Annotated in this window: 17 protein-coding genes and 1 pseudogene; 10 read left to right on the top strand and 8 right to left on the bottom strand. The window is 60.9% G+C overall.

Going from position 1 to position 18,728, the window contains the following annotated elements; translation table 11 throughout:
• Positions 1–33: 33 nt before the first annotated feature.
• Positions 34–828, top strand: coding sequence for an exodeoxyribonuclease III (locus LMT64_RS03510; RefSeq protein WP_229253363.1), 795 nt, complete (start codon positions 34–36; stop codon positions 826–828).
• Positions 829–1,250: 422 nt separating this feature from the next.
• Positions 1,251–5,399: a ribonuclease R gene (rnr, locus tag LMT64_RS03505; protein WP_229253362.1), complete on the top strand. Its 4,149-nt coding sequence runs from the start codon at positions 1,251–1,253 to the stop codon at positions 5,397–5,399.
• Positions 5,400–5,476: 77 nt separating this feature from the next.
• On the opposite strand, the gene LMT64_RS03500 is transcribed toward rnr, so the two are convergent.
• The gene (locus LMT64_RS03500) at positions 5,477–6,574 is read right to left on the bottom strand and encodes an App1 family protein (RefSeq protein ID WP_126352221.1); all 1,098 of its coding nucleotides are present in this window, start codon (positions 6,572–6,574) and stop codon (positions 5,477–5,479) included.
• Between the two features lie 135 nt (positions 6,575–6,709).
• Here LMT64_RS03500 and LMT64_RS03495 point away from each other — a divergent pair, with 135 nt between their 5' ends.
• Complete coding sequence (locus LMT64_RS03495) at positions 6,710–7,810, top strand: S8 family serine peptidase (RefSeq protein ID WP_229253361.1); 1,101 nt, start codon at positions 6,710–6,712, stop codon at positions 7,808–7,810.
• On the opposite strand, the gene LMT64_RS03490 is transcribed toward LMT64_RS03495, so the two are convergent.
• Positions 7,767–8,847, bottom strand: a protein-coding gene (locus LMT64_RS03490; RefSeq protein WP_407647843.1) for an IS630 family transposase whose coding sequence is annotated in 2 segments (ribosomal slippage) — positions 7,767–8,354 and positions 8,356–8,847 — 1,080 coding nt in all. Because the reading frame shifts where the segments join, the coding sequence is not laid out codon by codon here. The genes LMT64_RS03495 and LMT64_RS03490 overlap by 44 nt on opposite strands.
• Positions 8,848–9,066: 219 nt before the next feature.
• Here LMT64_RS03490 and LMT64_RS03485 point away from each other — a divergent pair.
• From LMT64_RS03485 to LMT64_RS03465, 5 genes are all read left to right on the top strand, one after another.
• Positions 9,067–9,237, top strand: coding sequence for a hypothetical protein (locus LMT64_RS03485; protein WP_170166066.1), 171 nt, complete (start codon positions 9,067–9,069; stop codon positions 9,235–9,237).
• Positions 9,238–9,327: 90 nt separating this feature from the next.
• On the top strand, positions 9,328–9,936 hold the full coding sequence (locus LMT64_RS03480; RefSeq protein ID WP_126353587.1) for a shikimate kinase: 609 nt from the start codon (positions 9,328–9,330) through the stop codon (positions 9,934–9,936).
• Entirely contained in the window at positions 9,923–11,008 is a 1,086-nt protein-coding gene (gene aroB / locus LMT64_RS03475) for a 3-dehydroquinate synthase (protein WP_126353588.1), read from the top strand. Before LMT64_RS03480 ends, aroB begins: the two co-directional genes overlap by 14 nt.
• A 35-nt stretch (positions 11,009–11,043) precedes the next feature.
• The gene (aroQ, locus tag LMT64_RS03470; RefSeq protein WP_126353590.1) at positions 11,044–11,472 is read left to right on the top strand and encodes a type II 3-dehydroquinate dehydratase; all 429 of its coding nucleotides are present in this window, start codon (positions 11,044–11,046) and stop codon (positions 11,470–11,472) included.
• On the top strand, positions 11,469–12,068 hold the full coding sequence (locus LMT64_RS03465) for a GNAT family N-acetyltransferase (protein WP_126353592.1): 600 nt from the start codon (positions 11,469–11,471) through the stop codon (positions 12,066–12,068). Before aroQ ends, LMT64_RS03465 begins: the two co-directional genes overlap by 4 nt.
• Positions 12,069–12,114: 46 nt before the next feature.
• Here LMT64_RS03465 and ffh read toward each other — a convergent pair whose 3' ends face one another.
• The 3 genes from ffh to LMT64_RS03450 are packed head-to-tail and all read right to left on the bottom strand — an operon-like array spanning position 12,115 to position 14,435.
• Positions 12,115–13,491: a signal recognition particle protein gene (gene ffh, locus LMT64_RS03460; RefSeq protein ID WP_126353594.1), complete on the bottom strand. Its 1,377-nt coding sequence runs from the start codon at positions 13,489–13,491 to the stop codon at positions 12,115–12,117.
• Positions 13,492–13,551: 60 nt separating this feature from the next.
• Complete coding sequence (locus tag LMT64_RS03455) at positions 13,552–14,034, bottom strand: hypothetical protein (protein ID WP_126353598.1); 483 nt, start codon at positions 14,032–14,034, stop codon at positions 13,552–13,554.
• Positions 14,035–14,039: 5 nt separating this feature from the next.
• The gene (locus LMT64_RS03450) at positions 14,040–14,435 is read right to left on the bottom strand and encodes a hypothetical protein (protein ID WP_126353600.1); all 396 of its coding nucleotides are present in this window, start codon (positions 14,433–14,435) and stop codon (positions 14,040–14,042) included.
• A 94-nt stretch (positions 14,436–14,529) separates the two neighbouring features.
• Between LMT64_RS03450 and LMT64_RS03445 the strand changes: the two genes are divergently transcribed.
• Entirely contained in the window at positions 14,530–14,829 is a 300-nt protein-coding gene (locus LMT64_RS03445; protein WP_126353602.1) for a transposase, read from the top strand.
• A gap of 91 nt (positions 14,830–14,920) precedes the next feature.
• Here LMT64_RS03445 and LMT64_RS03440 read toward each other — a convergent pair.
• The 3 genes and pseudogenes from LMT64_RS03440 to LMT64_RS03430 form a co-directional block, all read right to left on the bottom strand.
• Positions 14,921–16,001, bottom strand: a pseudogene (locus LMT64_RS03440) (transposase).
• The gene (locus LMT64_RS03435; protein ID WP_229253360.1) at positions 15,892–16,896 is read right to left on the bottom strand and encodes an IS3 family transposase; all 1,005 of its coding nucleotides are present in this window, start codon (positions 16,894–16,896) and stop codon (positions 15,892–15,894) included. The pseudogene LMT64_RS03440 and the gene LMT64_RS03435 overlap by 110 nt, the downstream one beginning before the upstream one ends.
• The gene (locus LMT64_RS03430; RefSeq protein WP_407647842.1) at positions 16,841–17,266 is read right to left on the bottom strand and encodes an integrase core domain-containing protein; all 426 of its coding nucleotides are present in this window, start codon (positions 17,264–17,266) and stop codon (positions 16,841–16,843) included. Before LMT64_RS03430 ends, LMT64_RS03435 begins: the two co-directional genes overlap by 56 nt.
• 577 nt (positions 17,267–17,843) lie before the next feature.
• Here LMT64_RS03430 and LMT64_RS03425 point away from each other — a divergent pair.
• On the top strand, positions 17,844–18,617 hold the full coding sequence (locus tag LMT64_RS03425; RefSeq protein ID WP_229253358.1) for an IS982 family transposase: 774 nt from the start codon (positions 17,844–17,846) through the stop codon (positions 18,615–18,617).
• Positions 18,618–18,728 lie beyond the last annotated feature (111 nt).

The raw sequence follows: 18,728 nt of genomic DNA, 5'->3' as shown, positions 1-18,728 counted from the left end.
CGTCCCCGGACACGTCTGTGGCAAGCTGGTCAGGTGACCGAGTTTCAGCCGCCCAGCTTGTCTGTTCCCCTCCCACACTCGCTTAGCGTTACCACCCTGAACCTCAACGGCCTGCGCTCGGCCCGGCGCAAGGGGTTGGATGAATGGCTCCTGAAGCATCGGCCGGATGTCCTGCTGCTCCAAGAAGTCCGCGCTCCAGCCATGCCGGAGGTGTTGGAGGCTCTGGGGTATCACTCGGCCTGGCATCCGGCGCAAAAGGCAGGTTACAGCGGGGTGGCACTTGCCAGCCGCCTGCCCTTGGAGGACTTGCGGCTGGGGATGGGCCATGAGGCGATGGACGCCGAGGGCCGCCTGATTTCCGCGCGGATTGCGGGGGTGCGCTTTGCCAGCGTGTACCTGCCCAGCGGCTCATCTGGCGAGCTGCGTCAGGGGTTCAAGGACCGACTGCTGCTGGACTATCAGCTCTGGACCGAGCAGCAACTGCCGGACGGACCACTGGTGATCGGTGGGGATTACAACATCGCCCACCAGGCCATTGACCTGAAGAATTGGCGGTCCAATCAGAAAAACAGTGGGTTCCTGCCGCACGAGCGAGAATGGATGACTGCCCATCTGGCGGGCGGCCTGAGCGACACCCACCGCGCTTGGTTGGGCGAGCGGCCCGAATACACCTGGTGGAGCAACCGGGGCCAGGCCTATGCCAACGACACCGGTTGGCGAATTGATTATCTGCTCAGCTCCGGCGTGGGAGTCACGGATGTGTGGGTGGACCGTCCCGTCCGTCTGAGTGACCACGCCCCTCTCAGCGCACACGTGACGCTGCCCTAAAGGCTGCCTCTGCCTCGGAAAATCGCGGAGGTGGGCAGAGCAGGTAGACACAGACTGGCTTGGTCCTCACACCCATGTTCCGGATGACCTCTAAGCTACGCCTGCAGGAGCGGCCATGTTAGAATCAGCGTGCTTCCAGGTGACGGGATGAGGAAACGCCCACCGGCGGTTTTCTGGGCCACCTGAGACAAGCAACCTCTGCCAAATGCAGAACTTTCCTGACCGCCTGGGAGGCGGCCTGCCCAGGCGGGCATCATCACTGCCCCAACCGCAAGGCCGCATAACCCACCAGGAGTGACGTGACGCAATTCTTCTGTGGCCCAAACCGTAGCAGTTTGTTGAGATGATGGCCCAGCCCACGCCCCTGCCGCTTCAGGAAAGTCACCACATTCAAGTTCGCCCAACATCCTGACAGGTGCTTCATGCCAAAAACCAAAGCCAAGGCCGCAGCCCCTTCGGAAAAGCAACCCGAAGAAGTGACCGGCACGGAAACAAAACCACAAAAAGCCCGCACCCCACGGACCACGCGCAAGGCGAAACCGCCTGTGGCCGAGTCCGAGGGTGGTGCTACCGATAGCGTTCCTAAGCGGAAAGCCAAAGGAGCAATCCCCGAAAACGCCAAGGCCACCAAGGCGGCAGCTCCAAAAACCAAGACTGCTGCGGCGGATTCACAATCGGAAATGGTCAGTGACTCGCTGTCTAGCGACCTCGCCACGTCGGCCGAGGTGACTGCGCAGCCAGAAAGCACGGCTCCAAAAGCCAGCCGGAAGAAAGCCGCACCCAAGCGCAAAACAGGAAATCAGACCCAGGTCACCGAGGACAAGGCAGAGCAACCGGCAGAGTCGAGCACCCAGGTGCCCAAGGCAACCTCCAAGAACCGCAAGAGCACGCGGGGGCGTAAAGCTGCTTCCCAGACTGAAGCAACCAGCGAGGCAGAGGCTGCTTTGAGCGACGAGGTGTCTGCCACCGCGACTGATCAGGCTGCATCGGAGCAAACTGAAGCTGCTGCCGTGCCTGCTTTGTCAGAAACACCGAACGCCGAGGCGATCCCCTCTGATGAAGCTCAGGCCACTTTGGAAGAGCAACTTCCTGCCGCCAAGCCTAAGCGGACCACCCGCCGCACGACCAAACGCTCCGAGCCAGCCGCCGACGCGGTGGGCGAACAGGCCGATACGGACACGGCAGCATCAGCAACTCAGACCAGCCGCACCAAGCGTTCACGCCGGGGCCGTAAGGCAGACACCACGACCGAGCAGGCTGAGACTGCCGTTGCCGTGTCCGAACCCGAAGGGGAAGCACCCGTAACGCTGCCGCAGACGGTCGTGCCTGGCCTGGAACCTGATCAGCACGCTGAAGTGCAGGCCGGAGCTTCCCAGACGGAGGAAGGCCTGGCCCCAGGAGCTGAAGTCAGCCCTGAACCTGTCGCCAGCACGACCCAGCGTTCCCGCCGTAGCCGCAAGAAGACTGCCGAAACCATCAGTGACGAGCCGCTGGTGCTGCAGCGTTCCAAATCCAAAGGCAAGAAAGCTGGCAGCAAATCCCGCAGCCGCCAGGACGAGAACCTAGAAGCCGACCTGGGCCGACTGAGCGGCGTGGAGCCAGTGGAACCGCTGGAGCCAGGCAGCGCACCAACCGCGCAACTCGGCGATCTGCCAGAAATCAGCGAAACGGATGTGCTGGCCGCCCTGCTGCCAGACCTGCCGCCCGCGCCGCAGGCTACCGCCACCGCCACCACACCTGAAACGGTGCCCGAAGATCCAGTACAGGACCTGCTGCTTCGTCAGCTGCGGTCCATCGGACGGCCTATTCACGTCAAGGATCTCGAAAAGAGCTTTACCCGCCAGAAAGCCGATCTGGTCGGCAACTGGCGCGATATTGAAGGGTCCCTAGAAGACCTGACCCGCGCCGGAATGGTGATCCGCACCCGCAAGAAGACCTACGGCCTCCCCGAAGCGATGAACTTGGTCCGGGGCCGCTTCCAAGCGTCTGCCGCTGGCTTCGGCTTTGTCGTGCCGGACAGTGGCCGCGAGGACTACTACGTGTCTCCCGAAGACACCATGGAAGCCTGGAACGGCGACACCGTACTCGTGCGTCCCGAGGGTCACGGCTCCCGCGGCAGCAACAGCGGGCGGCGCGGCAGCCGCTTTGACGGCAATCCGCAGGCCAGCGTGGTCCGCATCGTGGAGCGCAACTACGCGCAGCTGGTCGGTACGCTGGAATTCAGCCACGGCTACCCGATCCTCAAGCCCGACGACTTCCGGGCACGCCACCGCATCTTGCTGCTGGCCGAGGAGATGGAAGGACTGAGCGCCGGGGCCCGCGTGGTCGTGGACCTCTACTGGCCCGAAGACACCGGCGAAGACGAAGTGTTCGGTCAAGTCAGCCGGGTGCTGGGCGAGGAAGACGATCCCGAAACCGAAACCGAAGCGGTGATGGTCAAATACGGCCTGCGCGGCGAGTTCCCACCCGAAGTGGTCAGCGAAGCCGAGCGGATTCCCCGCGAGATTCCGGACTCGGCCCTGCGGGGCCGCCTGGACCTGCGCGAGCTGAACACCTTCACGGTGGACGGACGCGACGCCAAGGACTTCGACGATGCCATTCACATTGCGCCGACGGAACGCGGCACCTTTATGGTGGGCATTCACATTGCGGACGTGAGCCACTACGTGAAGGCCGGCAGCCCGCTGGACCAGGAAGCCTATGCCCGCGCCACCAGCGTGTATCTGCCAGGCCGCGTGCTGCCGATGCTGCCTGAGCACCTTAGCAACGGGGTGTGTAGCCTGGTGCCCCTTGAAGACCGCCTGACCATGAGCGCCCTGGTGGAACTGTCTGCCGACGCCGAGATTCTGAGTGTGGAGATCGGCCCCAGTGTGATTCACTCCAAGGCGCGGCTCACTTACGACGAGGTGCAGGCTTACAGTGAAGCCACCTCTCCCCTGCCAGAACACGCCCGTCATCTGGAGGGCGACCTCCACCTGCTGCTCAAATTCACCACCAAACTGCGTCAGAAGCGACTGCGCGAGGGCAGCCTGGACTTTAAGATGCGTGAGGTCAAGGTAGATGTGGACGCGGAAGGCCGCATGGAACTGATCCCGCTGCGCGAGGAAACGGCGCGCGGCATGATCGAGGACCTGATGCTGCTGGCCAACAAAGTGGTGGCCCGCTTCCTGCTGGAACGCCGGATTCCCACCCTGTTCCGTATTCACGAGGAGCCGACCCTGCAACGCTTTCAGGACGTGTCGCAGGCCATCGGACGGTTGGGGCTGGCCTTTCCGGGCGGCGAACCGACCCCGCAGGCCTATCAGGATGTGCTCAAGCAGGTGCGTGGCACGCCCCGCGAGAGTGTGGTGAATTCGCTGCTGCTGCGGTCCATGCAGCAGGCCAAGTATGCCGGCGAAAACCTAGGCCACTTCGGTCTGGCGTTCGACGAGTACCTGCACTTCACGTCACCCATTCGCCGTTACCCGGACCTGATGGTGCACCGGGTGCTGCGCGAAGTGCTGGCCGGCGAACTCCGAACGGGCAGCCGCGAGGTAGACCAGCTGCGTTCTGTGCTGCCCACGATGGGAGAGCACACCTCCGACCGCGAGCGCAACGCCGCCGAGGCCGAGCGCGACCTGACCAAGTACTACCAGGCCAAGTGGGCCCAGGCACACGAGTGCCTGAGCTTTATGGGCAGCGTGTCGGGCGTCGTCGCCAGCGGCCTGTTCGTGGCACTGGAAAACGGCGTCGAAGGCAAACTGCACATCAGCAATCTGGACGACGACTATTACATCTATCTGGAAGACGCTCAGATGCTCAAGGGCCGCAGCAACGGGCGGACCTTCAAGCTGGGCGACAGTGTGCCCGTGACCATCAACGAGGTCAAGCCGCTGGCCCGTCAGATTGATTTCACCGTGCCCGAAGAAGGCACCGAATTAGAGGAGATCGTGATGAGTGATCAACAGCCATCCGGCAACAAAACCCAGGCGTCCGGCCAGAAAGTCCGCGCGCGTCGCCGCGAGGACCGCGAGCAGGAGCGTCAGCAAAAACTATCGAACGTTCAGCCCACCCAGCCCCGCTTCACCCTGGATGACGAAGGCAGCACTGGCAGCCAGCGTCATCAGAATCAGGGCCGCCGCCCCGCCCGCAGTGAGGGCCGGGATACCCGTGCCGAAGGCAGCCGCAGCAACGACGGACGCCAGCAGTCCCGCCGCCGTGACGGGGGACAGCAAGGAGGCGGACGCGCAGGCAACGGGGGTGGCCGCCGCCGGGTGATCACCCTGGAACGTCCCCGCAATGAGCACCTGCGCCCGGTGAATATCACCGTGCAGCGCATGTACTTCGGAGACTGGACTGTAGAAAACATGCCCGAAGAAGGCCATGGTCCGCAGGATGGTGGCCGCCCAGACCGCGGTGGCTACTCCCGTGGCCAGCATTCCGGTGGCAACCGGGGCCGTCAGGCGCAGGGTGGCCCAGGAGGCCGGGGACGTTCAGGACCAGGACAGCCACAGGGCCAGGGTCAGGGTGAAGGTGACAAGCGCCGTCGCCGCAGCCGCCGTCGCCGCTCCGAAGGCCAGCAGGGGGGCTGAGCCTCTTCTCATCCACCAGAAAAAGGCAGCCACTCATCAGGAGGGCTGCCTTTTTCTTGGAAGCTGACTCTCCGTGATCAGGCCCAGCCATAATCCCGCGCCACGGCCCGCTGGACCCGGCGCATCTGCTCAGGGGTAATCAGGCCCATGGCCATGGCATGACTGGCGGCGTACAGACTGTCGGCGGCCAGCACCAACTCCACACCCGCCTTGCGAACCTCTTCGCGTAGGTGCAGCACGGCTTCATCCGCCACGGCGTCCGTCACGTCGCGGATGTACACCGCCAGCACCCGGTCCGGGTGACGGTGAACGACTTCAGCATAAATCTGAGGGTCATGTTCGCCGCTGTCCCCGACCAGCACAAATTTCATATCAGGGTAACGGGCAAAAATACGCTCGATGACACCATGCTTGTAGTCACCGTGGCCGCCCAGCAGATCGAATCCCCAGTTCCGCAGAAACAGCGGCCCCAGCGGGATTTGGCGGTAACTCAGGAACTGCCAGAGAAGATCGAAGAAATTCCAGGGACTGCTGGACACATAAAAGATCGGATTGCGGCCCCCGCCTTGCTGCACCAGCCCGTGATAGAAGGCCCCCACCCCCGGAAAGGGCATTCGGGTGCGGGCATTGCCGGTCAGGCTGGTCATCAGCATCCGCGGTACGCTGGTCACGTCCGACTGAATCACGGTGTCGTCCAAATCACTGATGATGCCAAAAGCGGTCTGACCCACCACCTGCATCCGCGCCCGCGTCACTTCGGGGCGGCCCATCAGGCGCAGCGGCACCTCATACCAGCCGGGCAGAACCTGGGAGCGCGGCTGAAACTGCAGGCTAAAATAACCGTCTGGCCCGGTAATTCCCCGAACTTCTTGCCCCTGAAACTGACCCGCGACCTCTACCCCACCCACTTCACGCGAGAACAGCCGCCGCATGACATTCAGAAAATTGCGCCAGCGGGCATCGCCTACACGGGGGGGGGTGGTCACACGCGGCAACAGGACGCGGCCCTGCAACTCCTGCTGCTCAGGGTTGCCCCAGCCCACGTAGGACTGCACCACCAGTTGTCCCTTGGCGCGGCGGGGTTGCAGATAATCGCTCACCAGGTCATCTGCCGCCGTGATGGCCCGCTCCAAGAAGGGCAGGGCCATTTTGAACAGGGTCTTGGGAAGGTTCATACACTCTCAGTTTAATGGACCACCCGCCGGATGGACCCGGCACGGTCCAGCGAGGGGCAACCCCGGCCCGCCGGATAAATAGCCCGCCGACTGCGCCTCAGAGGGCCGTCAGGTCCGAGCGGCATACTGCGGAGCGTGAAAGCCATCGCCACTGCCGCTCTGACCACTGCTGCGCTTCTGATGCTGGGCCATCCGCCTGCCCAGGCTGCGCCCTACTGGCCCAACGAACCCCTGCTCAGCCAGCAAACCTATTTGCAGGACACCGGCATGACCCGTGCCTGGCAACAGCAGGGCCGCCTGGCGTCACCGGTGACGGTCGCGGTGCTGGATACTGGGTACACCCGCTCACCCGAATTGCGTGGCCGGATCATCAACGGCTACGACTTTGTCAGTGACCCCAGGCGCGCCGGGGACGGCAAAGGGCGGGACCGCAGCGCGCTGGGAGTGGGGCAGTTCGCTTTTCACAGCGAAATGATCGCCGGAATCATCGGCGCTTCGCATGATGGCGTAGGCATGGCCGGAATCAACCCCTCGGCACGCATCCTGGCAGTGCGGGTGGCTGACCAGGAGGGTATGATTCAGGTGGACGACCTGGCGGACGGCCTGCGCTGGGCGGCCGGACTGCCGGTAGAAGGAACAACGCGCAACTTTTTCCCCGCCCGCATCATCAACGTGTCGCTGTTTGCCGACTGGCTGCCGGATACCGGATGTGATCCGCGCATTGCTGCCGCCGTGAATGACGTGACTGCCGCCGGAGCGCTGGTCGTTGTGGGGGCAGGCAACGAAGACCGCGACGCTGGACGGCTTTCCCCAGCAGGCTGCGAAGGCGTGCTGACGGTGACGGGAACCCACCGGGGCCAGCGTCCCGACTATGCCAACTGGGGCAGCGCCGTGGCCCTGGCTGCCCCCAGCGGCAGTCCGCAGCAAGGGCTGGCAGCCAGTACTGCACTGGACGCGCGTGGTCTGCCTACCCTGCTCCACACCCACCGCCAGAACGGCACCTCGTTTGCGGCACCGCAAGTGAGTGGCGCGGCCAGTCTGCTGCTGGGTCTACGCCCCGAACTCACCCCCGCCGAATTGCGCGAAATTCTGGTCTGGACAGCCACCCCCTGGTCAGGCCGGGGCTGTGATTCCGATCCCCGTAAATCTTGCGGCGCGGGCACACTTAACATTGCTGCAGCGCTGGACTGGGTCAACACTCTGGCTTCACCCCCTTCCAACTCTGCCAACTACTGATCTGTGCTGAAGTTACTAGCGAGGCGGTGAAGGGCGTGCCTCGGATGAAGGCGAGTGGCAAAGATTTGCGCCGGACACGCTGCCATCCCACTTTCAACCGCTTCGTCAGCATTTCTGTCGTCAGCGCACAGAAGTTGCCTACGATATTCCGTTTGAGGTCCGCCCAGATCAGTTCGATGGGATTCAATTCTGGCGCATAGGGTGGGAGATAGACCAGGGACAGGTGTTCGTGCAGCTGCACGAACGCCTGCACTGCTTTCGACCGGTGAATCATGGCCCGGTCAAGGATGACCACCACCTCTCCAGCGACGTGACGTAGGACGTGATCCAGGAACTTCACGACTTGTGGGGACCGTACTGCACCCTGACAGGTGTGCTGCAAAAACTGCCCGCTTGTGGTGATAGCACCAATCACAGAAAGATGTGCCCAACGCAGTTTTGTCGGGATAATCGGTGTTTCGCCTCGTCGTCCCCACGCGCGAACCCTTGTCGTCTTCAGGCTGAACCCGCTCTCATCCAGAAAAATGATTGTCGCTCCCTCAGCCCTCTTTTTTTTCCAACGCCTCCTTCTGGAGACGGACCCAAGCTGCAATATCCTCTTCGTTACGCTCTACGGCCCGCAACGCGGGCCGCTGATACGAGAATCCCCAACGTCTGAGCTTCCTGGAAAGATGGGCACGGTCGATCCAGACCCCATACTTCAGACCGATCACTTGACGGACCTTGGGGACAGTCCAGCCACTGGTCTCGAAGCCATGCAGTCGGGGATCGCTCTCAAGAATGTCCTGAATTTCCTTCTGCTGGTCAGGGGTGAGGAACTCCGGGCGGCCAGTGGCACGGGAAGCGCGAAGCGCTTCCTCACCACCGTGGCGTATACGGGCACGCCAGGCACGAACAGTCACCTCAGCCACACCGAAATGTCGGGCCAGATCTCGAGTGGACCAGTCGGGATCATTCAGGAGGGGCTGAGCAGCCAGACGGCGCTCTTCCTGTTGAGTGCGGGAGAGACGAGCGGGTCGCCAAGCAGAAAGCGTCACACTTCATGTTATCAACTTAAGCACAAATCAGTAACTGCGACTGCCCTATTCCAGATCGGCCCGCCCCCATGCCCTAGAGGCTGCCTCGGAAAACCGTGGAGGTGGGCGTACCTCCGCGGGTTGTGGCGAGCGGACGGGCACAGCTCCGCAGGAGAGCGAGGAGCCATAGACTGGCTTGGACCTCACACCCATGTTCCGGATGACCTCTAGAATGGCCCCATGTACGCACCTTCTTGGCGCATTTGGCTGGTCACTTTTCTTATCATTGCCTGGGGTGGACTGGCGATCCGTTTTTTTACGGTGAAAAATGACCCGGTGCTGGGTGGTCTGGCCCTGGTGCTGGCGCTGATGAACGCTTTTTTTCTATGGCAGATGACCCGTCGGCGCTGAGCCACGGCGTTCGCTGAAGATGTGAGCTGGCCCTAGACCAAAGCGAAATACATTACGGCCCCCAGCAGCGCATGGCATAGACTTAGGGTTATGAATAGCTCTGGCCTGATTGAACGCCCGGTCACCTGGGTGGCACTGGCGGGCTTTATGGGAACAGGCAAGAGCCGGGTGGGCTGGGAGCTGGCCCGCGCCCTGGCCCTACACTATGTGGATACCGACAAATTGATTGCCAAGATTACTGGCAAGCCCATTCCACAGCTATTTGAGGAAGACGGTGAGGATTATTTCCGTGCTTGCGAGCATGAGGTGGTGAGCCGCATCACCCGGCTGGACCACGCGGTCGTCAGCCTGGGCGGCGGCACCTTTATTCAGGAGGACAACCGGCGCCAGTTGCTGGAGCGTGGCCCAGTGGTCGTGCTGTGGGCCACCCCCGAAACCGTCTACCAGCGGACCAAGCACTCGGACCGTCCTTTGCTGCAGACGGCTGATCCGCTGTCACGCATCCGTCACCTGATGAGTGAGCGTCGCCCGCACTACCAGCACGGTACCATTCACGTGCATAGCGATGGCCGCCATTCCGAAGAGGTGGTAGAAGAAGTGATTGAGCAGCTGTGGCGCTGGGAAGTCCGAATGGCGCAGCAGGACGATTTGGAATTGAATCTCGACGCATATGCGAATCTGAGGCATGGCACCGACTGACCCTTCCACTTGCCATCCTGACCTGACCGTTCCCTGGTCGGCGCCCCCAGGACCTGAGAGCCGAATCTGGGTGGGGCCAGGCGCACTGGCTCAAGCACAGGCGGCGGGCCCGGTAGCGCTTTTACACGACCGCCGCTTGCCAGACGAGTGGGTCGAACGTGCCCGGCAAGCCCTCCAGCCAAGCCTCGTCCTGCCCGTGCGCTCAGGGGAGGCAGGTAAGAGCATGCAGGAAGTGACCCGGCTGCTCTCAGCTCTCGCAGAAGCGGGCCTGCCGCGGAGTGGGGCGATCATGGGCCTGGGGGGTGGCGCGACCACCGATGTGGCCGGCTTCGTGGCGGCCACCTATTTGCGTGGGGTGCGCTACTTCGCCGCTCCAACCACCCTGCTGAGCATGGTAGACGCGGCAGTGGGCGGCAAAACCGGCGTCAACCTACCCGAGGGCAAGAATCTGGTTGGGGCCTTCTGGCCTGCCGAGGCTGTCTGGTGTGACACCGATACGCTGGACACCCTGCCAGTGCGCGACTTCCGCTCTGGTGCTGCCGAGGTCTTCAAGCATGGCCTGCTGGCTGCTCCTGAGCTGCTGGACGAAGTTCTGCCCTCGCAGCGTAGCGGGGCAGGTCTGACCCAGTTTTCACAGCGGTTACCGGAGGTGGTGCGCCGGGCCGTGCAGGTCAAGGCTGACATCGTGGCGCGCGACCCTACCGAACAGAGCGAGCGCGCCTTTCTCAACCTGGGGCACACCCTAGCACACGCGCTGGAAACGTTCACCCACCAGCGGCTGCCACATGGTGAAGCGGTGGGCTATGGAATGCACTTCGCGGCCCTACTGAGTGAGGCGCATGGAGCCAAAAACCTGAGTGGGCATACCCACGCCTTTCTGAACTGGCAGAACCCCGAACCGCTGCCCCGCTTGAGCCTGGAGGCGCTGTGGCCGATCATCAACCGCGACAAGAAAGCCGATACGCAGGGGCCGCGCTGGGTGCTCCTGCATGAACTGGGCCAACCGTACCTCACCCGGGTAGACCGCGCCCTGCTGGACGATGTTTTTCGGCAGTGGCAGCGCGACATTTAACTCGGAGCCAGCCTAGATCCATAGAATGGGGCCAGATGATCCTGATCCTGAACGGCCCCAACCTCAATCTGCTGGGCAGGCGTGAACCCGGCGTGTACGGCACAGCTACACTGGCCGACTTGGAGCGCCGCTGCCAGGCCTGGGCCGCCGAGATGGGCAGCGAGGCCACCTGCCGCCAGAGCAACTACGAAGGCCAGCTGATTGACTGGGTGCAGGGGGCCGCAGCCGAGGGCTTCGGCGGCGTCGTCATCAATCCGGGGGCGCTGACCCACTATTCCTATGCGCTAAGGGACGCTATAGCAGGACAACATCTGCCGGTGGTCGAAGTGCACCTGAGCAACGTGGACGCCCGTGAGGAGTTCCGCCACATCAGCGTGACTGCGCCGGTCTGCCGGGGCAAAATCAGTGGCTTCGGGCCGCTGGGCTACCGCCTGGGCATCGAAGCCTTGCTGGTGGATAAATGAAAGTTCAGCCCGTCACCCTCAGTGGGAGCCTCGTCCATCTGGAACCCCTCCAACCAGAGCATCATGACGGCCTGGTTGCCGCAGCTCAGGACGGCGAACTGTGGCAGCTGTGGTACACCAGCGTGCCCGAACCCTCTGGCATGGCCGCCGAGATTGAGCGGCGACTGCACTTTCAAGAGACGGGACAGATGGTTCCCTTCACGGCACGCCGACTGAAGGATGACCGCATCATCGGGATGACCAGCCTCATGAACATTGACCAAGCCCTGCCCCGTGTAGAGATCGGCAGCACCTGGAACGCGGCCAGTTCGCACGGCTCCGGTACCAACGCCGAATCCAAGCTGCTCCTGCTGACCCATGCCTTCGAAGAGTTGGGCTGCCCCGCCGTGGAACTGCGCACCCACTGGCTGAACGCCCAGTCCCGCGCCGCCATAGAGCGTCTGGGAGCACGGCTGGACGGCATCTTGCGGTCACACACCCGCGCCAAAGACGGCACCCTGCGCGACACCTGCGTATATTCCATCGTGGCCAGTGAGTGGCCTGCGGTCCGCAGTGGCTTGGAGTTCCGCCTCAACAGGCACCAGCAGCAGACCTAAAACTAAAAAAAGAGGCCCGCATCAGGGCCTCACCGGTTTTCCGAGATTATTTCTTGGGCGGGCTGCGGAAGCCCTTGCGCTGCGGCATACCGGGCATCCCCATCCCAGGCATTCCTGGCATGCTCGGCATATTGCCGCCCTGCATGCCCTGCAACATCTTCATCATCATCTTCATCTGCTCGTGCATCTTGAGCAGCTTGTTCACGTCGGACACGTCGTGCCCTGAGCCTTTGGCGATGCGCTCGCGGCGGCTGGCGTTGATCACGCGGGGGTTGCGGCGCTCCTCCAGCGTCATGGCACTGATCATGGCGTCAATGCGCTGAACCTGTTGCTCGTCCACCGTAAAGCCTTCGGGCAGGGCGCGGCTCATCCCGGGGATCAGCTTGATCAGTTCGCCAATCGGACCCATGCGGCGAATCTGGCGCAGCTGGCTGAGCAGGTCGTCCAGGTCAAACTCGCCGGGCTGCTTGTCGGTGGGGCCGCTCAGCTGGGCGGCTTCGGCACGCTCGATCAGGCCCATCACGTCGCCCATACCCAGAATGCGCCCGGCGATGCGGTCCGGGTAGAACGGCTCCAGGCCGGTGATTTTCTCGCTGACTCCCGCAAAGTAAATCGGGCGGCCCGTGACGCTGCGGGCACTCAGGGCTGCGCCGCCCCGGGCATCTCCGTCCAGCTTGGTCATGATCAGGCCCGTGACACGCACGCGCTCGTCGAAGTTCTGGGCCACGTTCAGGGCTTCCTGACCCGTCATGGCGTCCACCACCAGCATGGTTTCGGTGGGTTCCAGTTCGTTTTTGAGAGCGGCCAGCTCGTTCATCAGCGCAGCGTCCACCTGCAAGCGGCCAGCGGTATCCACGATCACCAGATCGGCAGGCTTGTCGGCCAGCTGCGCGTCAATGCGGGCCTTGGTGGTCGCCGGGGCTTCGCCGTCTTCCACTTTCAGGACCGGCACACCCACCTGCCGCGCCAGGATTTCCAACTGGTCACGGGCAGCGGGGCGCTGGGTGTCGGCAGCCACCAGCAGAATTTTCTTGCCCTGCTTTTTGTAGAGGTGTGCCAGCTTGCCGGTGCTGGTCGTCTTACCGGCTCCCTGAAGGCCCACCATGAACCACACGTTGCGGCCCGCTTGCAAGGTCGGCTCTGCCTTGTCCGCGCCCAGCATGTTGACCAGTTCGTCATGCACCAGCTTGATGATGGTCTGCCCAGCGTCCAGTTCACCGCTGACTCCGCCGACTTTCTGGCCTACCAGCTGCTCGCTGACTGAGGCCACAAAGTCCTTCGCCACCGAGAAGTTCACGTCCGCTTCCAGCAAGGCCATGCGGATTTCGCGCATGGTCGCTTTCACCTGATCTTCGCTCAGCTTGTCCTGACCGCCCACCTTGGCGAGGATGTCTTGCAACTTGTGTCCGAGGGTGTCAAACATAATTGGAGTCAGGCTAGCACGGGCCTGAGCAGGCAATTGGCCGCTCCGCAGGCTCTGGCGTCACGGCCCAAACACGGCAAACTCGCTCAGGTACACTCGGCGGGCCGACGTCACCTTGTAGGCCGAGTCGTTGTCCAGCGTCAGGTAGACCGGGCCGCGCGTCACCTCCACGCTGACCCGCTGTGGGCCGCCTTCGACCGCGACAGCCCGGAGCAGCTGCCTGCCCTGCCAGATGCTGAGCCAGCTTGGGCCAGGCTGCGGCTGATGCAGGTCAGGGGCGGCCATCAGGCTGAGCGTACCCGCCTGACAGGACATGAATTGCACCCCGCTGGTGCGGATCAGCCGCCAAACGCCGGGGCTGATTTCGGTAGGCGGATTGCGCGACTCTGGCAGCGGCGTGACCTGGAGACAAGGCGCTGGACTGACACCCACCTCGGCCACCTGGTGTCCTCCCCTGACCTGATCTGGAAGGCACGAGGCGATCCACGCCGCCCCAACAGTCGCCAATCCCATCAGCGCCAGGGCGACGGGCCACTGTGCCAAGCCCCTCACACCTCTCCCCGGTCATGAATAGCCAGCGCGAAAAACAGCATGAACCACCGCATACTCTCCAGCCCACCGCTCAACTGTAAAAAGGCCAGAAAATACAGCGCCAGGTACTTGACTACCGTGTTACGGCTGCCCAGAAGCATGGCGACCATCCAGCCGAGCGCGAGGAGTCCGATCAGGCCATGTTCGTAGTAGAACTCAATAAAGATGTTGTGCGGATAGCCTTCTGGTTGGCCGTAGATGTCCAGCGGCCACATCCCCACCCCGTTTCCAAACAGCAGACTGGAAAACGATTCTGGAGCGCGGAGGGTGAGCCGCCAGAATTCCAGTCGGGCGCTGGAACTGCCGTCCGCCGAATCCTCGGTCAAATACGCAAAACGCTGAAAGAGCTTCATTTCCGACAAGTCAACCAGGCTCAGCACGATGGCCACTTGGGGTTAGTGCAGTTTTGAGTCGGTGCAGTTAAGCCTCACCATAGGAGGCAAGACCATGACCACCAGAAAGACCTACACCGCCGAATTCAAGCGTCAGGCCATCGAACTCGCTGCACGCGAGGATGTCGGCCCAATCCGGGCTGCACGTGACCTCGGAATCAGCACCTCTGTACTCTACCGCTGGAGAGTCCAAGCTCAGAAGGCTGGGACAGCCGCATTTCCAGGTCAGGGTCGGGTGACCCTGACCCCACAGGAGCAGGAAATTCAGAGGCTGCGGAAAGAGAACGAGATTCTGCGTCAGGAGCGTGAAATCCTAAAAAAAGCAGCAGCCTTCTTTGCCAAAGAAAATCTCTGAGGTTCGCGTTCATCGCTGCGCACCTCAAGGAATTTCGCCTCGACATTTGGACTGTCAAGGGTTTGATAGAAGGTCAGTTCGAGCGTAAAACTCATAAGTTGCACCTTGCATAGCTGAGCGAATAGCCGTGCTGGAGAAGAAATTCTCGTTCTTTTTGGATCAGGTTGAGAAGGTGGTTCAGCCTAATCTCTGGGAACAGGGTATACAGGGCCAGGCGTGCTGCCTCTTTCAAGGTCATCCCTTCTGAGCGATGCAGTATGGTCAGGGTGAAGGCCAGGAAGACCATCAGAATCCAGCGGTCCAGCACCCCTGGCAGTTCGCAGCGCGAACTGCGCCAACCCAAACTGGTGCTTACCTTCCTTGAAAAAGGATTCCAATGTCCAGCGCCGCCCACCCTCAGCAACGATCTCGTCCCCCTCCAACAGTTCAGACGACACCGCGAAGAATTCACGGTCCCCACGGTCTACTCTCCCCAGAGACAGCGTTTCCAGAGACCAGTTGGCCAAGTTGACATAGCCTCCATGCGGACAGTCCGCCACCGTCACCCGCCCAGGATGGTCCGTGCGCCGGTTGCTCCTCACACCCACCACGAACTCGAAATCGAGGTGCCGCACGCCTTCCAGAAAAACAGCGGCTTCAAAGCCGCTGTCCGCTAGGACACGTACCCGGAAACGTTTCTTGATGAAGTCCGGCACCTCTTCCAGTAGGTCGAGCGCCAGAGTGACGGGCGTGCTGGTGTGCTTGCCCTGGTACACCCGGTAGGAAATGGGGAACTTCAGTTCCCCATACTCGGCAAACAAGGCGACCAGGTGGATGCCATGTCTACCGTTGTACACACTGACAAAGGGCAACTGGGTCCCCACCTTTTCCAACGTGGTCAGATCCACACTGAGCCGCAACCGAGGTCGGCGTTTGGAGTGAGCTACGTCCAACAAAATGCGCCACTGGATGTCCTGCATTTCGTCCCAGCAACGGTCTGAATCCCAGTCATAGACGTTGAAGAAGCGACTCAGTGCACTGGGGCTGGCTCCTTCAGCTTGGCTGAATTTGATCTTTGGACTGTCAAGGGTTTGATAGAAGTTCAGTTCGAGCGTAAAAGGCTTCTTCGAAGGCCACTGGTGACTGATAGCCAAGGGCTGAATGACGACGTATACGGTTGTAGAACACTTCAATCCACTCGAACACCTCTGTTTTCGTCTGGGCGCGGGTTCCCCGCGCTTTTCTCAAGTCCAATTCCAGCTTCAAAGTGCTGAAAAAGCTTTCCTGTACAGCGTTATCCCAGCAGTCCCCTTTCCTACTCATACGCTGCACGGCTCCCAGCCGCTCTAATGCCTGACGGTAAGCCTCACTGGCATACTGGCTCCCTCTATCTGAGTGATGCAGCACGCCACCCACAGGCCCACGGCTCTCAAATGCCATATTCAGGGCGCTCATGACCAAGGTGGCCTCAAGGTGACTTTCCATAGCCCAGCCCACAATCCGTCTAGAGAACAAGTCCATCACGGTAGCCAGGTAGAGCCAGCCATCTGTGCAGGGGATATAGGTGATATCTGTCACCCATTTTTGGTTGGGCGCGGTCGCCGTAAAATCCCTGTCCAACAAGTTTTCTGCCACAGGGTGAGCGTGGTTTGAGTTCGTGGTTTTGCGAGTCGGTTTCTTATAGCGAACCTCAAGGTTCGCTTCGCGCATCAGCCGTCCAATACGGTGCCGACTGACTTGAAATCCTTCTCCTGCCAAATCTTCTTTCAGGCGAATCGTGCCGTAGGTTCGGTGGCTTCGCTCGTGAAAATACTTGATTTTCTCGGTCAGTACCTCATCCTCTAGGCTACGTCTACTCTGTGGTCTCGTCCGCCAGGCGTAATAGCCGCTGACACTGACCTCCAACACACGGCACATCAGGGCAATAGGAAACTCTCCTTGGTGGTCATGGATGAATTGGAAGGTTAAATCTGCCTGGCGAAGTACCCCAGCGCCTTTTTTAGGATATCCCGGTAGTGCTCCAGAAAATCCTTCAAGCGGCTTTAAGAGACTCGGCCACTTCCAGCAGTTTAGCCCAGGGATAGCCATACCCCAAGGCTGAATGAGGCCGAACGATGTTGTACCAGGTGCGGAATTCAGCGCATAACGCGCTGAGTTCCGCTTTCGTCTGCGGTTCCTCCCTGAAAATGAACTCGTACTTCAAAGTGCGGTTGACCCGCTCCAGGATGCACATTCCACCCAGCTGCGATACCTTCGCCCTGACCCAGGTACCTACCTCCTCACAGGCCGCTTTGAACTCGTGGGACGTGAAGTCCGAGCCACCATCCGACATCACGACCAGCGATTCCTCGATTCCCAGTTTCTTCAGTTTCTCAACTCCTCCTCGCAGCGCGGTGACCGCGCTGCTGGCCGATAACGAGCGCACCACGTAGACATTCAGCACAGCTCGAGTTTCCACGTCCAGAACGATATATGCCCAGGAAATCCCATCTCGTAAAGCAAAGCGAGTGGCATCGATTTGAACCCGTCTACCCATAGGCCACAAAGTGGCCGGCACGACACCAGGCACCCGTCGTCTTGCCTTCTTAGCTGCAGGAGGGCTAAGTTGAAGTTCAACCAACGTCAGACGTACTTCATGTCGTCCTGGACAGGTTTGTCCTGTCTTTTTTAGCTTCCTGTCGAAGAAGATGGTGGATGCGCCTGTAACCACAGGTCGGGTAATGCAAAGCCATCTCCCGAATACGTTCCTGCCTTGCACATCTCCGTTTCTCACGTTCGACACGGTGCTTTTCCTGCTGACGGGCATCACGAAGCCGCCAGACAGGGATATCAGCTTCGCGGGCGAAGCTGGATAGGCTGAGATGGGGATGGTCTTTACGCACTTGCTCGTACAAGCTGAGAAGCTCTTCCAGGCTTAAAGACCCCTGGCTTTTTTTGCGATATAGAGGGCTAATTCCTTTTCACCGAGCAACGCCGTTTAGGGCCTGACCGCCCCCTGGTGAAGTGCGTCTCAGACACATAAAAATAGAGACGACATGGCTAAATATCGTCTCCACCATAGTCTAGGACGTCGGCACGTCATTCGCCACCTCTATTTCTGGGCTAAGAAGCATTTCAGCGACCAGAAAATCTGCCCGCACCAGAAGGTCACAGATGCCATGCTGGTTGCTCTGCTGCTCTCCCGTCTCGTCTTCAAGCATCCATTTCCTTCCATCTGGTGGAACATCCTCAAGGAAGACCGTCCCGGTCTTCCTTCCTACACTCAGGCCTACACCAGGGGCATCAAACTGTTGCCACTCCTAGAGCATGTTGCAAGCCCAGCTCAGCCCTGCACTGAAGTCGTAGTTGATTCAATGCCCCTCCCCATTTGCCGTCCCAAACGCACGCACCTTTGTCAGTTCCCAGGCGCGAAATGGGGATTTGGAACTCAGGGCGAGTTCTTCGGATATAAGCTGCACGCCTGGGTCACACCAGGTGGACAAATCGTTCAGTACGTCATCCGACCTGCCAACCTCCATGACGTTACGGTCAGCTATGAGCTGAATCTCAGATGGCCAGAGTTTGAAGGCCCAACCATCATTGGCGATAAGGGGTATTGCTGTCTGGGCTACGTGTATCCGCCCAAGAAGAACACCAGATATGACACGGGATGGCGAGATTCTCGCCATCCCAAAATCCGCAAACGTATTGAAACAGTCTTCTCTGCGCTTGTGGAAGCTCAAATCCGCTCTGCCCAAACCAAAACCCTGGGTTCACTTAAGCTCCGCGTCGTCTTAGCCGTACTCGCCCACAATCTTGCTAGGCTCTAAACGGCGTATTCAGTTGGTTCGCAAACCCTAACTTCTTCGCCTCTTCTTCCCAGTCTGGCTTTCCAGCGTCGGCGCAAGCTGCTGGTACAGCTCCAGCAGTCGCTACCGTAC

This window comes from Deinococcus radiophilus (assembly GCF_020889625.1).
GTDB lineage: Bacteria > Deinococcota > Deinococci > Deinococcales > Deinococcaceae > Deinococcus > Deinococcus radiophilus.
This window is presented reverse-complemented; position numbering and strand designations above follow the sequence as displayed.

Bases quoted from the DNA above. Each gene is read 5' to 3' on its own strand.
- LMT64_RS03445 (WP_126353602.1), top strand. From the start codon at position 14,530: ATGACCACCAGAAAGACCTACACCGCCGAATTCAAGCGTCAGGCCATC.
- LMT64_RS03450 (WP_126353600.1), bottom strand. From the start codon at position 14,435: ATGAAGCTCTTTCAGCGTTTTGCGTATTTGACCGAGGATTCGGCGGAC.
- LMT64_RS03465 (WP_126353592.1), top strand. From the start codon at position 11,469: ATGAAAGTTCAGCCCGTCACCCTCAGTGGGAGCCTCGTCCATCTGGAA.
- ffh (WP_126353594.1), bottom strand. From the start codon at position 13,491: ATGTTTGACACCCTCGGACACAAGTTGCAAGACATCCTCGCCAAGGTG.
- LMT64_RS03435 (WP_229253360.1), bottom strand. From the start codon at position 16,896: ATGGCTATCCCTGGGCTAAACTGCTGGAAGTGGCCGAGTCTCTTAAAG.
- rnr (WP_229253362.1), top strand. From the start codon at position 1,251: ATGCCAAAAACCAAAGCCAAGGCCGCAGCCCCTTCGGAAAAGCAACCC.
- aroQ (WP_126353590.1), top strand. From the start codon at position 11,044: ATGATCCTGATCCTGAACGGCCCCAACCTCAATCTGCTGGGCAGGCGT.
- LMT64_RS03425 (WP_229253358.1), top strand. From the start codon at position 17,844: ATGGCTAAATATCGTCTCCACCATAGTCTAGGACGTCGGCACGTCATT.
- LMT64_RS03500 (WP_126352221.1), bottom strand. From the start codon at position 6,574: ATGAACCTTCCCAAGACCCTGTTCAAAATGGCCCTGCCCTTCTTGGAG.
- LMT64_RS03485 (WP_170166066.1), top strand. From the start codon at position 9,067: ATGTACGCACCTTCTTGGCGCATTTGGCTGGTCACTTTTCTTATCATT.
- aroB (WP_126353588.1), top strand. From the start codon at position 9,923: ATGGCACCGACTGACCCTTCCACTTGCCATCCTGACCTGACCGTTCCC.
- LMT64_RS03480 (WP_126353587.1), top strand. From the start codon at position 9,328: ATGAATAGCTCTGGCCTGATTGAACGCCCGGTCACCTGGGTGGCACTG.